Origin of the sequence: Hyphomicrobium sp. GJ21 (assembly GCF_001006785.1) — a bacterium.
Taxonomy (GTDB): domain Bacteria; phylum Pseudomonadota; class Alphaproteobacteria; order Rhizobiales; family Hyphomicrobiaceae; genus Hyphomicrobium_B.
The window spans coordinates 891,075-905,148 of record NZ_CDHO01000003.1 but is presented as its reverse complement, the minus strand read 5'-3'; the positions used below and the strand labels follow the sequence as shown (position 1 = coordinate 905,148).

11 protein-coding genes are annotated in these 14,074 nt (G+C 63.2%); all 11 read left to right on the top strand.

The genetic code is table 11. From position 1 onward, the window contains the following. The first annotated feature begins 4 nt into the window (after positions 1-4). The 11 genes from HYPGJ_RS12595 to ftsZ all read left to right on the top strand — a co-directional run bounded on the left by HYPGJ_RS12595 (position 5) and on the right by ftsZ (position 13,813). Positions 5-1,408 (top strand): UDP-N-acetylmuramoylalanyl-D-glutamyl-2,6-diaminopimelate--D-alanyl-D-alanine ligase, encoded by a 1,404-nt coding sequence (locus tag HYPGJ_RS12595; protein WP_046847466.1) that lies wholly within the window; start codon positions 5-7, stop codon positions 1,406-1,408. A 44-nt stretch (positions 1,409-1,452) separates the two neighbouring features. Beyond that, positions 1,453-2,535, top strand: coding sequence for a phospho-N-acetylmuramoyl-pentapeptide-transferase (gene mraY / locus HYPGJ_RS12590; protein WP_013214284.1), 1,083 nt, complete (start codon positions 1,453-1,455; stop codon positions 2,533-2,535). A 141-nt stretch (positions 2,536-2,676) separates the two neighbouring features. After that, a complete protein-coding gene (murD, locus tag HYPGJ_RS12585) occupies positions 2,677-4,092 on the top strand; it encodes a UDP-N-acetylmuramoyl-L-alanine--D-glutamate ligase (RefSeq protein WP_046847465.1) in 1,416 nt (471 codons plus the stop codon). Next, complete coding sequence (locus HYPGJ_RS12580) at positions 4,089-5,270, top strand: FtsW/RodA/SpoVE family cell cycle protein (RefSeq protein WP_046847464.1); 1,182 nt, start codon at positions 4,089-4,091, stop codon at positions 5,268-5,270. Before murD ends, HYPGJ_RS12580 begins: the two co-directional genes overlap by 4 nt. A gap of 10 nt (positions 5,271-5,280) precedes the next feature. Next, on the top strand, positions 5,281-6,408 hold the full coding sequence (murG, locus tag HYPGJ_RS12575) for an undecaprenyldiphospho-muramoylpentapeptide beta-N-acetylglucosaminyltransferase (RefSeq protein ID WP_046847463.1): 1,128 nt from the start codon (positions 5,281-5,283) through the stop codon (positions 6,406-6,408). Positions 6,409-6,467: 59 nt separating this feature from the next. Then, positions 6,468-7,904 (top strand): UDP-N-acetylmuramate--L-alanine ligase, encoded by a 1,437-nt coding sequence (gene murC / locus HYPGJ_RS12570; RefSeq protein WP_046847462.1) that lies wholly within the window; start codon positions 6,468-6,470, stop codon positions 7,902-7,904. After that, on the top strand, positions 7,904-8,884 hold the full coding sequence (gene murB, locus HYPGJ_RS12565; protein WP_046847461.1) for a UDP-N-acetylmuramate dehydrogenase: 981 nt from the start codon (positions 7,904-7,906) through the stop codon (positions 8,882-8,884). Before murC ends, murB begins: the two co-directional genes overlap by 1 nt. Positions 8,885-8,911: 27 nt before the next feature. Further along, on the top strand, positions 8,912-9,865 hold the full coding sequence (locus HYPGJ_RS12560) for a D-alanine--D-alanine ligase (RefSeq protein WP_046847460.1): 954 nt from the start codon (positions 8,912-8,914) through the stop codon (positions 9,863-9,865). Continuing rightward, the gene (locus tag HYPGJ_RS12555) at positions 9,853-10,857 is read left to right on the top strand and encodes an FtsQ-type POTRA domain-containing protein (RefSeq protein ID WP_046847459.1); all 1,005 of its coding nucleotides are present in this window, start codon (positions 9,853-9,855) and stop codon (positions 10,855-10,857) included. The genes HYPGJ_RS12560 and HYPGJ_RS12555 overlap by 13 nt, the downstream gene beginning before the upstream one ends. Positions 10,858-10,867: 10 nt before the next feature. Then, positions 10,868-12,124 carry a cell division protein FtsA gene (gene ftsA, locus HYPGJ_RS12550; protein WP_052750897.1) on the top strand — a complete coding sequence of 419 codons (1,257 nt, stop codon included), beginning with the start codon at positions 10,868-10,870 and terminating at the stop codon, positions 12,122-12,124. Positions 12,125-12,193: 69 nt separating this feature from the next. Continuing rightward, positions 12,194-13,813, top strand: a complete 1,620-nt coding sequence (gene ftsZ, locus HYPGJ_RS12545) for a cell division protein FtsZ (protein ID WP_046847457.1) — start codon at positions 12,194-12,196, stop codon at positions 13,811-13,813. The last annotated feature ends 261 nt before the right edge of the window (positions 13,814-14,074 follow it).

The window sequence follows — 14,074 nt, the reverse complement described above, 5'->3', positions numbered from 1 at the left end:
CAGTATGCAACCGTTGTGGACGTTTTCCGAATTGAGCGCCGTGTTCGGCGTCGCGCCCGAGGGCGGGACGGACCAGCCGGTTACCGGCGTTTCCATCGATACGCGTACGCTGCAGGCAGGCGATCTTTTCGTGGCGCTGAAGGATCAGCGGGACGGGCATGACTTCGTTTCTCCAGCGTTCAAGGCCGGGGCCGCGGCGGCACTCGTTTCCGAAAGCTATGTGCGGCGCGCGGAAGACGGCGCGCTGTTTCGCGTGTTCGATACGCTGAAGGCGCTCGAAGCGCTGGGCCGTGCGGCGCGAGACCGGCTCAGTCCGGATGCGCGCGTCGTTGCGGTGACCGGCAGCGCGGGTAAGACAGGAACGAAAGAGATGCTGCGCGCATGTCTTTCGCATCTCGCCGCGACGCATGCTTCGGAGAAATCCTATAACAATCATTGGGGCGTGCCGCTGACGCTGGCGCGGATGCCGCGCGAGACACGCTTCGGCGTGTTCGAGATCGGCATGAATCACGCGGGCGAGATTCGGCCGCTGACGAAAATGGTTCGCCCGCATGCTGCGATCATCACGACGGTCGAGGCGGTGCATCTCGAGCACTTTCCATCGGTCGAAGCGATCGCCGATGCGAAGGGCGAGATATTCGAGGGGCTTCTGCCCGGCGGAACTGCCATCATCAAATTCGACAATCCGCATGCGGTGCGGCTCAAGTCGATCGCGGAGCGTTTGGGCGCGAAGGCGGTGACGTTCGGCTTCAGTGAGGGCGCCGACGTTCGCGGAGACGATCTGACGCTCGATCATGACGGCAGCACACTGACTGTGCGGTTGGGCGATCGGCGCATTCCTCTCAAGATCGCGATGCCCGGACGGCATATCGCCGAGAACGCTCTGGCGGTCACGGCTGCCATCGACGCGATCGGGGCGGATGTCGAAACGGCGTTGGCCGTGCTCGCCGGATTGCAGCCGCCCGGCGGCCGGGGAGCACGGAGCGTGCTGCGTCTCGACGGCGGCGAAGCGCTCCTGATCGATGAGAGCTACAACGCGAATCCGGCGTCGATGCGGGCCGCGCTGGCGACGCTCGCGTCCCTGCCGCGGCAGAAATTCCCGCGCAGGATCGCGGTTTTGGGCGATATGCTGGAGCTCGGCGCGGACGCGCCCGGGCTTCACGCAGGGCTCAAAGACGCTGTGGAGGACGCCGGGGTCGACGTCATATTTGCCTGCGGTCCGCATATGAAGGGCCTTTATGATGCCCTACCGAAGTCCAAAAGGGGCGGCTACGCTCAGACGTCGTCCTTGCTGCAGCCTGCGGTTCTGTCCGAACTCAGAGGCGGCGACGCGGTCATGGTCAAGGCGTCGAATGGGACGCGGCTTGGCACGGTCGTGGAAGCGTTGAAGTCCAAGTACGGGAATTAGGTCCGGCACCAGCGGATCGGTAAGAGGGGGAGAATTCGGCGCGCATGCTCTATGAGCTCGTCAATTTCAGCGATCAGATCAGCGCGCTGAACGTTTTCCGCTATATCACCTTCCGCTCCGGCGGGGCGATCTTCACGGCACTGCTGTTCGTGATGATGTTTGGCCCGGCGATCATCGATCTCTTGCGCGTCAAGCAGGGTAAGGGTCAGCCGATCCGCGATGATGGCCCGCAGAGCCATCTCCTCAAGCGCGGCACGCCGACGATGGGTGGGCTCATGATCCTCGCGGGCGTGACCGTTTCGACGCTGCTCTGGGCGCAGCTTTCGAACGGCTACATCTGGGTGGTTCTGGGCGTCGCCATCTGTTACGGCGCGATCGGCTTCTATGACGATTTCCTAAAGGTGACGAAGCGCTCGACAGCCGGGTTTTCCGGAAAGTCGCGGTTTCTGCTTGAAGTACTGGTGGCGGCAGTCGCGGGCTACATCCTGATGAAGCTCGGGCCGAAGGGGCTCGATACTGATCTGACGTTTCCGTTCTTCAAGGATCTCGTCATCGATCTCGGGCCGTTTTTCATTCTCATGGCCGTGCTGGTGATCGCGGGAGCGGGCAACGCCGTCAACCTGACGGACGGGCTCGACGGTCTGGCGATCGTGCCGGTGATGATCGCGGCGGCGACGTTCGGTGTCATCGCCTATCTCTCAGGCAACGCGAAGTTCGCAGGGTATCTGCAGATTCATCACATTCCGGGAACGGGTGAACTGGCGGTGATCTGCGGCGCGCTGATCGGTGCGGGGCTCGGGTTTCTCTGGTTCAACGCTCCGCCGGCGATGATCTTCATGGGCGACACCGGCTCGCTAGCTCTCGGCGGCATCCTCGGCGCCATCGCGGTCGCGATCAAACATGAGATCGTGCTGGCTGTCGTCGGCGGGCTGTTCGTCCTCGAGACGCTTTCGGTCGTCATCCAGGTGATGTCGTTCAAATGGACCGGCAAGCGCGTGTTCAAGATGGCGCCGTTGCACCACCACTATGAGCAAAAGGGCTGGAAGGAATCGACGGTTGTGATCCGCTTCTGGATCATTTCGGTCATTCTGGCTCTGATCGGCCTTTCGACGCTGAAGCTGCGCTAGAGCCTTGCCGAATTTGATGGGGCGCGGAATGGCTCTAGCTTTTTGTTTTATCGTGCTTCTTGCCGGAAAACCGGTTTCCGCTTTTCCGGAAGCACTCAAGGACCTCAGCCAAGCGACCTCAGATGCGGTAGATTTCAGCCGATGATTCGCGCCACGTCCTTCAACGGCAAGACCGTCGCCGTGTTCGGTCTTGGGAGTTCCGGAATCGCGTCCGCCCGTTCACTTCTGGCCGGCGGCGCGACCGTTGCCGCTTGGGATGACGGCGAGGCGGGCCGAAGTGCGGCGGCGCGTGAGGGTGTGCCGCTCGTCGACCTCGCCAAGGCTGACTGGTCGCAGTTTTCAGCACTCGTTCTCGCTCCGGGCGTGCCGCTGACGCATCCCGAGCCGCACTGGACCGTGCGCAAGGCGCAGGACAGCGGCGTCGAGATCATCGGCGACCTCGAGATTTTCGCGCGGGAACGTGCCGCACATGCGCCGGATGCGCCATTCATCGGCATCACCGGCACCAACGGCAAGTCGACGACGACGGCGCTGATCGCGCACATTCTCCGTCACGCGGGCCGCGACGTACAACTCGGCGGTAATATCGGGCGCGCCGTGCTGACGCTCGACGACCCTGCGCCAGAGCGTTTTCACGTGATCGAATTGTCGTCGTTTCAAATCGATCTGACGCCGACGTTGAAGCCGACCATCGGCGTGATGCTGAACGTAACGCCGGATCATCTCGACCGGCACGGCACGATCGAAAATTATGCGGCGGTCAAAGAGCGCCTCGTCGATGGCGCCGAAGTTGCGGCGGTCGGCCTCGACGACGAGTTCGGGCTGGCGATGCTGCAGCGGCGTATTCAGAAGGCTCCGGCGATTGCCTTCAGCGCCGAGAAATCCATCGCTCCGGGTTACAGTCTGCTCGACGATACGATCATCTGCAGCAATCGCGAAGCGCTCGCCGTCAAGCTCGCGTCGCTCGGTGGCATCGCGACGCTCAGGGGCAAGCACAATGCGCAGAATGCGCTCGCGGCAATCGCTGCCGTGCGCGAGTGCCTGAACTGGATCGGGCAATCGTCCGAACTCGATTGGCAGGGCGCGCTTTCGTCGTTCCCAGGACTGCCGCACCGGATGGAAGAGATCGGGCGGATCGGAAACGTGCTGTTCGTCAACGACAGCAAGGCGACGAACGCGGATTCGACCGAGAAGGCGCTGCTGTCGTTTCCGCGCGACGTGTTCTGGATCGTCGGCGGCAAGCCGAAAGCTGGCGGTATCTCGGCGCTCGAAAAATACTTTGGCGGGGTCGCGAAAGCGTATCTCATCGGGGAGTCGAGCGAGGATTTCGCGCAGACGCTCGACGGAAAGGTTACGTTTGAACGTAGCGGCACGCTCGACGCTGCCGTTGCGGCCGCAGCGCGCGATGCGAAAGCGAGCGCAGGCGCCGAGCCCGTCGTCCTGCTGTCGCCAGCGTGCGCGAGCTACGATCAGTTCCGGAACTTCGAGGTTCGCGGGGATGCTTTCCGCAAACTCGTCGAAGCACTCCCCGGCGTCGCGATGCGGGGAGCGAAATGAAACTCTCGCGCGCCGATCGCAGCTTGCTCGCGGATTGGTCGTTTACGATCGATCGCGGGCTGCTGACGGCGTTGCTGGCGCTGGTCGCGCTCGGCGTGGTGCTGTCGTTCGCGGCCTCGCCTGCGGTCGCGATCAAGAAGGGTTTGCCGACATACTACTTTGTCGAGCGGCACGTGACGTTTGCCGCTATCGGCGCGGCGCTGATGCTCATCATTTCGCTGTTCTCGCCAGCGGGCGTGCGCCGGCTTGCCGCCGTGCTGCTGCTCGCGTCCGTCGCAGCCATGATCGTCGTGCTGTTCAAAGGCACGGCGCTCAACGGCGCGCAGCGCTGGCTGATGCTCGGCAGCTATTCGCTGCAGCCGTCGGAATTCGCGAAGCCGGCATTCGTCGTCGTGATTGCCTGGCTCTATGGCGAAGCAGCCAAGCGCTCGGACATGCCCGCGCTGCCGCTGGCGCTTTTGCTGTGGGGCGTCATGGCGGGATTGCTCGTCGCACAGCCGGACGTCGGACAAACCGTTCTGATCAGCGTGACGGCGGGACTTCTTTATCTTCTGGCCGGATTGCCACCGATCGGTGCGGCCATCCTCGTGCTGATCGGCAGCGGCGGCTTTTGGCTCGCGTACATGAATTTCGGACACGTGCAGTCGCGGCTTGAAAAGTTTTTCAGCGCGGCGCCGTTCGAAAATTATCAGGTCGGGCGCGCGATGCAGTCGTTTTCGGAAGGCGGTTTTTTCGGGCGCGGGCCGGGCGAAGGCACGATCAAGTCCGTGCTGCCTGATGCGCACACCGACTATATTTTTGCGGTCATCGGGGAAGAATACGGCGTCATCGCCTGCGTCGCGCTGCTCGCGGTTTTCGCCTACATCGTGATCCGGGCAATGCAGCGCGCCAGCGATGAGCCAACGGCAGCCGATCGATTGGCGGTGCAGGGACTTTCGCTGCTTCTCGGGCTCCAGGCGCTGATCAACATGGGCGTCAACATCGGGCTGCTGCCGCCCAAAGGCATGACGCTGCCGTTCATTTCGGCGGGCGGATCGTCGATGCTGGCGCTGGCGATTACGGCCGGGATGCTGCTCGCGCTGACGCGCTGGCGGCCCGATCCGATGCGGCTAAAAAAGCCGCGCCGCGTGCCGACCATCGACGAGGCACATTTCACAAGTCATACTCCGTCTGTTTGAGCGGGGGAAAATGAGCGGCATTCAATCGATCATGCTGGCTGCCGGCGGAACGGGTGGCCATCTGTTTCCGGCATTCGCGCTAGCTGAAGAACTTGGGCGGCGCGGTGTCGCCGTCGATTTGATCACGGACATGCGCGGCGATCGCTACGGTGGCGGATTTCCCGCACGCAAGATCTATCAGGTGCCATCGGCGACGTTGGCGTCGCGGGCGCCGCGCGATGTCGCCAAGACGGTTTTGACGCTCGCGCGCGGGACAAGCGCCGCTCTGCGGCTGCTGGGCCAAGCAAAGCCTCACGCGGTGATCGGCTTCGGTGGTTATCCGACCTATCCGCCGCTGGTCGCGGCGCGGCTGCGGGGGATTCCAACCGCGATTCACGAGCAAAATGCGGTACTCGGACGCGCCAACAAGATGCTCGCGAAGCGCGTCAATGCCATCGCGACGTCGTTCGAGCGCACGAAGTTTCTCGACGGCGCGCTTGCCGCGAAAGCGGTTCTGACGGGCAATCCGGTGCGTAAGGCGGTGCTCGATGCGGCGGCGATCGGGTTCCTTCCGCCGCTGCCGGACAGCCCCATTCGCATCCTGATTTTCGGCGGCAGCCAGGGCGCGCGGTTCTTTTCCGATATCGTGCCACTGGCACTGTTCGCGTTGCCGGACGGCTTGCGCAAGCGCCTGCGCGTCGTGCAGCAGGCGCGCGAAGAAGACATCGAGCGCGTTCAAACGGCCTATCGCGAATCCGGAATCGATGCCGACGTCGCGCCGTTCTTCAGCGATCTGCCGGCGCGGATGGCGGATGCTCATCTCGTGATCGGACGCGCGGGCGCTTCGACGGTCGCGGAAGTGACTGCAATTGGTCGGCCGTCGATCCTGGTGCCGTTGCCGCACGCGCTCGACAACGACCAGTTGAACAATGCCCGGCGGCTCGAAGAAGCCGGTGGGGCCTGGTGCATCGAGCAACGCAATCTGTCGCCGGAGCGCCTCGCCGATGAACTCGAAAAGCTTCTAAAATCCCCCGATACCCTTGCGGCAACGGCCAAGGCGGCTAAAAACGCAGGGCGTCCGGACGCCGTTCGTAATTTAGCCGATTTCGCATTGGCTCTTGCGGAGGGTCGTCGTCCGGGGGGAAATCGCACAGCGTGAGTATCATTACGCGAGACTTTTCGGAGCGCGGCTCCGGCTTCACGAGGATACCTCTTTTCATGCAAATGCCGCGCGACATTGGCCCATTCCACATCATCGGCATCGGCGGGATCGGCATGAGCGCCATCGCCGAGATTCTGGTCGCCAAGGGCTACACGGTGCAGGGTTCGGACCAGAAGGAAAGCGCGAATGTCAGGCGCTTAAGGTCGAAGGGCATCCGGGTTTTCGTCGGACACGATCCGGTCAACCTGATCGGGGCGCGCTATGTCGTGATCTCGACAGCGGTGAAACCGTTCAATCCGGAGCTGATCGCTGCGCGCCAGAAGGGTCTGACGATCATCCGGCGCGCCGAGATGCTCGCCGAACTGATGCGGCTCTATTCGACGATTTCCGTCACCGGCACACACGGCAAGACGACGACCACGTCGCTGCTCTCGCACATTTTCACGGAAGCAGGCGAAGAACCGACGGTCATAACCGGCGGCATCATCAACTCGTGGGGCTCGAACGCGCGGCTCGGTCAGGGCAAGTGGATGATCGTCGAAGCCGACGAGAGCGACGGCACGTTCACGCGGTTGCCGACCGAGATCGGTATCGTCACGAACATCGATCCCGAACATCTCGACTATTTCGGTTCGGTCGAGGCGATGCATCACGAATACGAAGCGTTCCTGAAAAACATTCCGTTCTTCGGCCTTGCCGTTGCGTGCATTGATCATCCAGTCGTGCGCGACATGATCGAACGGCTGAACCTTCGTGCCGATGGGCGCAGGCTGCTGACATACGGGCAGAGCCAGGACGCCGACCTTGTGCTGCAGTCAATCCGCATTGAAGGCAACACGACGTATTTCGATGCGACGCTTACGGCGTCGGTCAAGGGCGGCGCACGCAAGCTCACCGACTGGTCGGTGCCGATCCCCGGCGCGCACAATGCGCTAAATGCGCTGGCCGCGATTGGGGTCGCGACGCAGGCGGGTCTCGAAGACGCGAAGATCAAAGCCGCGATGGCCGGGTTCTCGGGCGTCAAACGCCGCTTCCAGTTCACGGGCGAGTGGAACGGCGTCGGCATCTACGACGACTACGGTCATCATCCTGCTGAAATTTCGGCCGTGCTCGCTGCGGCGCGCGGCGGCACCAAGGGCAAAGTGATCGCAGTGGTCGAGCCGCATCGCTACACGCGCGTGCGCGATCTGTTCGAGGATTTCGCGCGCTGCTTCAAAGACGCCGATCATGTCATCGTCGCGCCGCTTTACACGGCGGGCGAACCGCCGATCGCGGGCATCGATAATCAGACGCTGGCGGCGCGGATCGCTGCGGCCGGCCGGCGTTCGGCGGAAGCCGTCGACGAGCCGGGCGCGATTGCGCCGGCGATCAAGCGCGTTGCCGGTCCGGGCGATATTGTCGTCTGTCTCGGTGCGGGCAATTCGACCGACTGGGCGCACGCTTTGCCGGACTGGCTCGCGGGAACGGCGCAGCGGGCCGGGAGCGCGGCCTGATGTTCGACGACATCACGAGCGACCTGCGCGCGCTGATGCCGGAACTCCGGGGACGTCTCATCGCCAATGCCTCGCTTGCGGATATCACTTGGTTTCGCGTCGGCGGCCCGGCGCAGGTTCTTTTCACGCCGGCCGATGAAGCGGATCTTGCGTACTTTCTGAAGCGCAAGCCGCGCGATCTGCCGGTTTTCGTCATGGGCCTCGGGTCGAACCTGCTCGTGCGCGACGGTGGCGTCGCGGGCGTGGTGATCCGGCTTGGACGCGGGTTCGGCGAAATCAAGATCGAAGAGGGCGGACGACTGAGAGCCGGAACTGGTGTTCCTGACGTCAAGGTTGCGCGGGCTGCGGCCGAAGCCGGTATCAGCGGATTGGCGTTCTATCGCGGAATTCCCGGCTCGATCGGTGGCGCGCTGCGCATGAACGCGGGCGCGCACGGGCGCGAGACGAAAGATTGTCTGATCGCGGCGCGCGCTGTCGATCTCGAGGGCAACGTGCATGTGCTCTCGCTTGCCGACATGGGGTTCACGTATCGGCATTCGGCCATTCCGGACACCTGGATTTTCACCGAGGCGACGTACCAGGGTGCTCCCGGCGATCCGGCGGAAATCCTGAAAGAGATGGATGCCGTCGCGGAGTACCGTGAGCAGAACCAGCCGATCAAGGAACGCACGGGCGGCTCGACGTTCAAAAATCCACCGGGACACAGCGCCTGGAAGCTCGTCGATGACGCGGGATGCCGTGGCCTGCGCGTCGGCGGTGCGAAGGTGTCCGAGATGCACTGCAACTTTCTGATCAACGACCGGCAGGCCTCGGGCGAGGACGTCGAGCGGCTCGGCGAAACAGTCAGGGCGCGCGTCAAGGCGAAATCCGGCGTCACGCTCAACTGGGAGATTATCCGGCTTGGCAGTCCGCGGCCGGGTGCTGCGGTCGGCGAGGCGCTGGCTATTTTGGACAACACGGTCGATCAAGCCCAATCGTAGGCTTCAGGAAATGATGGGAAGCGAGCCATGACAAATCTCGGCGTGGTGCCGAAGCGCACGCGCGATCACGTGGCCGTTCTCAAGGGCGGGCTTTCCGCCGAGCGCGACGTCAGTCTCAACTCGGGCGCGGCTGTCGGGGAGGCGCTACGCGAGGAAGGCTATCGCGTCACCGAGATCGACGTCGATCGCAACCTTGCGGCGCAGCTCGAAGCGATCAATCCGGACGTCTGTTTCAACGCGCTGCACGGCAAGTTCGGTGAGGATGGGTGCGTTCAGGGCGTCCTCGAAATGCTGGCGATCCCGTACACGCATTCCGGAGTGCTGGCATCGGCGCTCGCGATGCACAAGGAGCGCGCCAAGGACATCATGAAGCTCGCGGGCGTTGCCGTCGCCGAAGCGAAGCTCGTCACGCGGCGCGAAGCTGCGGAGGCCCATGTCCTGCCGCCGCCCTATGTGGTGAAGCCGCCGACAGAAGGTTCGAGCGTCGGGGTCGTGATCGTCCCGCCGGACGCCGATCGGCCCCCCAGTTCGATCGCATCCGGGGGCTCTCCGGACCAGATCGTGATGGTCGAGCGTTACGTGCCGGGACGTGAGCTAACTTGTGCTGTGATCGGAGATTTCGTGACCGACGTCATCGAAATCGTGCCGCTCCGAGGGCTCGCTTTCTACGATTATGAATCGAAATACGGTGCGGGCGGCTCGAAGCACGAGCTGCCGGCACAACTTTTACCGGATGTTTACCAGTCAGTCCGTTCCTTAACGTTAAGGGCGCATCAGGCGCTGGGCTGCCGAGGCGTGTCGCGAGCGGATTTCCGTTTCGACGATACGGCTGGTGGAACCGGCGAGCTGATCTGTCTCGAAGTGAACACCCAACCGGGCATGACGGGAACGTCCCTCGTGCCTGAATTGGCGGGTCATGCGGGCTGGTCGTTCGGTGACCTCGTCCGATGGATGGTCGAGGACGCGAGTTGCAACAGGTAGCGGGCAAGCAACGGTTCTGGTGGCGGGCGCAGGAAGCGCCAACGCCGGAGCCGAAAGCTGTCCAAACCTTCGACGTTCCCAAGGCAATCAGCACGGTTTCACGTTCCTCATCGCGGCGTTCCGAGATGACGCTGAAAATCCCGCGTGGCGAGCGGCGCGTCAGGCGGTCCCGGCGCGCGACGCGGCGGTGGATGAAGTATTCTTTCGCCATGGGCGCGTTGCTGGCAGTGTCCGGGGCAGCGGCGATCATGCTGCCGCTCAATCGCGCGACCTTCTCCAAGATTTCGCATGCTGTCGCTGAGCAGGTGACGGCGCTGACGATTGCGGCCGGGTTCGGCATCAATCAGGTGAATGTCACCGGGCAGCATTTTGCGTCCGATAGCGACATCTACGATGCGATCGATCTCGCGAACGTGCGGACGTTCGCGGCGTTCGACTCGGAAGCGGCGCTGAAACGCATCGAGCGCATACCGTGGATCGATAAAGCGCAGATCACGCGCGTCTATCCCGGCACGCTCGACATTGTCGTTCGCGAACGCACGCCTTCAATCGTCTGGACGCGAGGCAACGAGACGTATCTCGTCGACGCGACGGGCCGTGTGCTTGGGCCGACGCCGGTTGCGAGCAATTGGGCGCTGCCGCGTGTCGTCGGTGAGGGCGCGACCGATGACGCGACGCCGATGCTGGCTGCGCTTCGGCAGTATCCCGAAATCGAAAAGCAATACGCCTATGGTGAGCGCATCGCGGAGCGGCGCTGGCGCATCGTGCTCAAGAGCGGAACAATGATCGATCTCGGCGCGGATCGCGAGATTGAAGGCTTGCAGGAAATTGCGAATGCATCCGCCGCCGCGCCGGCGCTCAAGGGCAAGCCGATGATCATCGATGTGCGCACGCCCGGGCGGATCGCGTTGCGCGCGGCCGATGGCAAGTCGGCGCAGACAGCGGCTCTCGACGCGTCCGCCAGGCCGCCTCTAACCATCAGCTCAAGATAGCAGGATGCCAATGGCTGATAGGCGCACGTACCGGACGTTCGGGCTTCTGGACATCGGCACCAGCAAAACGGTTGCCGCTGTGATGGTGGCTGAGCAGGGCCCGTCACTGTCGGAGCCGTCGCTTCGGCTTGCGGGCCTCGGTCTGCAGCGGTCGCGCGGCGTGAAAGCCGGTGTGCTGACTGATCTCGACGAGGCCGAGTCGGTCGTTCGCGCGGTTCTCGCGCAGGCCGAGCGCGCGGCCGGTGTGTCGGTCGGCAACTACACGGTTTCGGTTGCGGCGGGGCGGCTTGCCTCGGCGCATTGCACGGCGCGTATTGATGTCGAGACAGGGCGCGTCACGCATGACGATCTGCAACGGCTCATGGCGGCGGGCGAAAGCTATGCCGAGCGCGACGGCCGTACGCTCCTGCATCTCAATCGCCTCGGCTATGAGCTCGACGGCGTCGGCGGCGTGCGCGATCCAATCGGTTTTTCGGCGCGGCGCATGGCGGCCGGCCTCCATGCCGTAACGGCGGACGAAGGACCGCTGCGCAATCTCCTCGTCCTCATTGATCGCTGCTACGCCGAATGCGACGGCCTCGTCGCATCGCCCTATGCGAGCGCGCTGGCGGTCACGACGGAAGAGGAACGGCAATTCGGTGTGACATGCATCGATTTCGGCGCGGGAACGACGACCCTCGCGCTTTTTGCCGATGGTGTTTTCGCCGGCGTCGAGGCGATCCCGGTCGGCGGCCAGCATCTGACGTACGACATCGCCAGGGCGTTGCAGACGCCACTCGCAGAAGCCGAGCGAATCAAAACGCTTTATGGCACACTGCTCAATGCCCAGTCCGACGAGCACGAATCGATTTCCTATCCGGTGGCCGGAGAGGAAGACGAGGGAAGCTTCGAAACCACGAAGGCGCGGCTGACGGCGATCATCCGGCCGCGCGTGCAACAGCTCTTGGGACTCGTGCGCGAGCGCTTGGCGCTCAATGCGGCGGGCCGATTCGCGGGAGACAAGATCGTTCTGACGGGCGGAGCCAGCCAACTCCTCGGACTTTCGGAATTCGTCGCCAACGAATTCGGCAGGCACGTGCGTGTCGGTCGGCCTCAGGACCTCGTCGGACTGAACGCCAGCCTCGGGGGACCGCAACTCGCGACACTTTCCGGGCTCGCGGTTCTCAGCGCCCGGGGAAGCAACGAATTGAGTACGCCATCTCAGCGCAAGGCTTCGAAGCAAGGATATCTCGGCCGTGTCGGAACGTGGCTGAAGCACGCATTCTGATTTTTGGACTGACTAAGGTGCCGGAGCCGTTCCGGAGCGACTTCGACGATTATCAAATTTGAGGGTGCCATGAGCATCAAGCTGCAACTGCCGACGCTGGTCGATATGAAGCCGAGGTTGACCGTCATCGGGGTCGGAGGCGCGGGCTGCAACGCAGTCAACAACATGATCGCGGCCGGACTGCAGGGCGTCGAGTTCGTCGTCGCCAACACGGATGCGCAATCGCTCGCGGCATCGAGCGCCGAATACCGGGTTCAGCTCGGAGCCAACCTGACCGAGGGGCTCGGCGCCGGATCGCGGCCGGAAATCGGAGAAGCGGCGGCTGAGGAAGCCATCGCCGAACTTCGTTCGCATATCGCCGGATCGCATATGGTTTTCATCGCTGCTGGAATGGGCGGCGGAACGGGAACCGGGGCCGCGACGGTCATCGCGCGGGCGGCGCGTGAGGTCGGGGCTCTGACGGTCGGGGTAGTCTGCAAGCCCTTCGCGTTCGAAGGCGCGCGGCGGATGCGCATTGCTGAAGCCGGGGTGCAGTCGCTGCGTCAGCACGTCGATACGCTGATCGTCATCCCGAATCAGAACCTGTTCCGGATCGCCAACGAGCGGACGACGTTCGCGGAAGCGTTCGTGCTGGCCGACCAGGTTCTCTATTCCGGCGTCGCCTGCATCGTCGAGCTGGTGCTCAAGGAAGGTCTGATCAATCTCGATTTCGCCGACGTTCGCACCATCATGAGCAATATGGGCGCGGCCATGATGGGAACCGGGGAGGCGACGGGCGAACACCGCGCCACTCTCGCGGCCGAGGAAGCCATCGCCAATCCGCTGCTCGACGACGTGACCTTGCGCGGCGCGCGCGGTCTGCTGCTGTCGATTTCGGGCGGGCGCGACATGACCCTTTACGAGGTCGACGAGGCGGCGAGCCGTATTCGCCAGGAAGTCGACCCCGAGGCCAATATCATCGTCGGCGCTACCTTCGACGAGCAGCTGGGCGACCGAATCCGGGTTTCGATCGTTGCGTCCGGGATGAATCGTCCGAACGAGCAGATCGCAGCGCCGCGTGCGCCGCAGCCGGGATTTGTTCCCAATCATGCGCCGGCTCCGGTCGCGCGCGCCGCTCAGCCGGCTCAGCCCACAGAATCTTTCGCGCCGCAGAATCCCGCGCCGGTTCCTGCACCGCCAGGAGATCTACAGCGTCGACTTGCGGAGGCGTTGCAGCCGGCGGCGCCAACTGTCCAGAACTATTCTAATCCGAGCGAAAGCGAATCACGCCCGACTCAACGCGACAGCTGGATCGCTCCCGGCAACGTGATGATCGAAGATGGGCTCGAGAATTTTCCGCCGCTCACGGGAAATGCATTATTGCGGACGCCGCCGTTGCCTTCAGCAGGTGTTGGATCATCCGCGACTCATTCTTTCGAACCGCAAGCGCCGGCCGAATTTCAGCGTACGTCGCGTCGCCTTCCTGCGATTGAAGATTTTCCTCCGCAAGCGCAGAAGGAATGGAATGCGCATCATACCGGTGCCGCCGCGGGACGTGCAGAATCGTCAACAAAATCGGGCCTTTTTGGACGATTGGCAAATCTCAGCCGCAGTGTGAAATCCGGTCAGCATAGGGACGGCTCGCGGTCGTCCGATGATGACATGGATGCGGGTACGAAGCAGATTGTCGGCAGCAGAGAGCGGCGCTAAATCGGCGCCTGCATCAAGTCGCAAAGAGCGTCAAGTCGAGTTGCTAAGACGTAACAGAGTGTAAGAAAGCGTGATTTGTCGGTGTTAAGCGAAGCAGTTAGCTTTTGTGCATCGACTTCTTGTGCTGAACCTTTAGACAGTGCTGACACGGCCAAACAAGGTCGGCAGGCTGGCAAAAATAAGAAGGCACAGCGCACAGGTCAGGGGGTGGTCGGCCGCATTAATGCTGGGGAGCAGCGGCCCACCAATAAATGAGGGACG

Bases quoted from the DNA above. Each gene is read 5' to 3' on its own strand.
- HYPGJ_RS12595 (WP_046847466.1), top strand. From the start codon at position 5: ATGCAACCGTTGTGGACGTTTTCCGAATTGAGCGCCGTGTTCGGCGTC.
- mraY (WP_013214284.1), top strand. From the start codon at position 1,453: ATGCTCTATGAGCTCGTCAATTTCAGCGATCAGATCAGCGCGCTGAAC.
- murD (WP_046847465.1), top strand. From the start codon at position 2,677: ATGATTCGCGCCACGTCCTTCAACGGCAAGACCGTCGCCGTGTTCGGT.
- HYPGJ_RS12580 (WP_046847464.1), top strand. From the start codon at position 4,089: ATGAAACTCTCGCGCGCCGATCGCAGCTTGCTCGCGGATTGGTCGTTT.
- murG (WP_046847463.1), top strand. From the start codon at position 5,281: ATGAGCGGCATTCAATCGATCATGCTGGCTGCCGGCGGAACGGGTGGC.
- murC (WP_046847462.1), top strand. From the start codon at position 6,468: ATGCAAATGCCGCGCGACATTGGCCCATTCCACATCATCGGCATCGGC.
- murB (WP_046847461.1), top strand. From the start codon at position 7,904: ATGTTCGACGACATCACGAGCGACCTGCGCGCGCTGATGCCGGAACTC.
- HYPGJ_RS12560 (WP_046847460.1), top strand. From the start codon at position 8,912: ATGACAAATCTCGGCGTGGTGCCGAAGCGCACGCGCGATCACGTGGCC.
- ftsA (WP_052750897.1), top strand. From the start codon at position 10,868: ATGGCTGATAGGCGCACGTACCGGACGTTCGGGCTTCTGGACATCGGC.
- ftsZ (WP_046847457.1), top strand. From the start codon at position 12,194: ATGAGCATCAAGCTGCAACTGCCGACGCTGGTCGATATGAAGCCGAGG.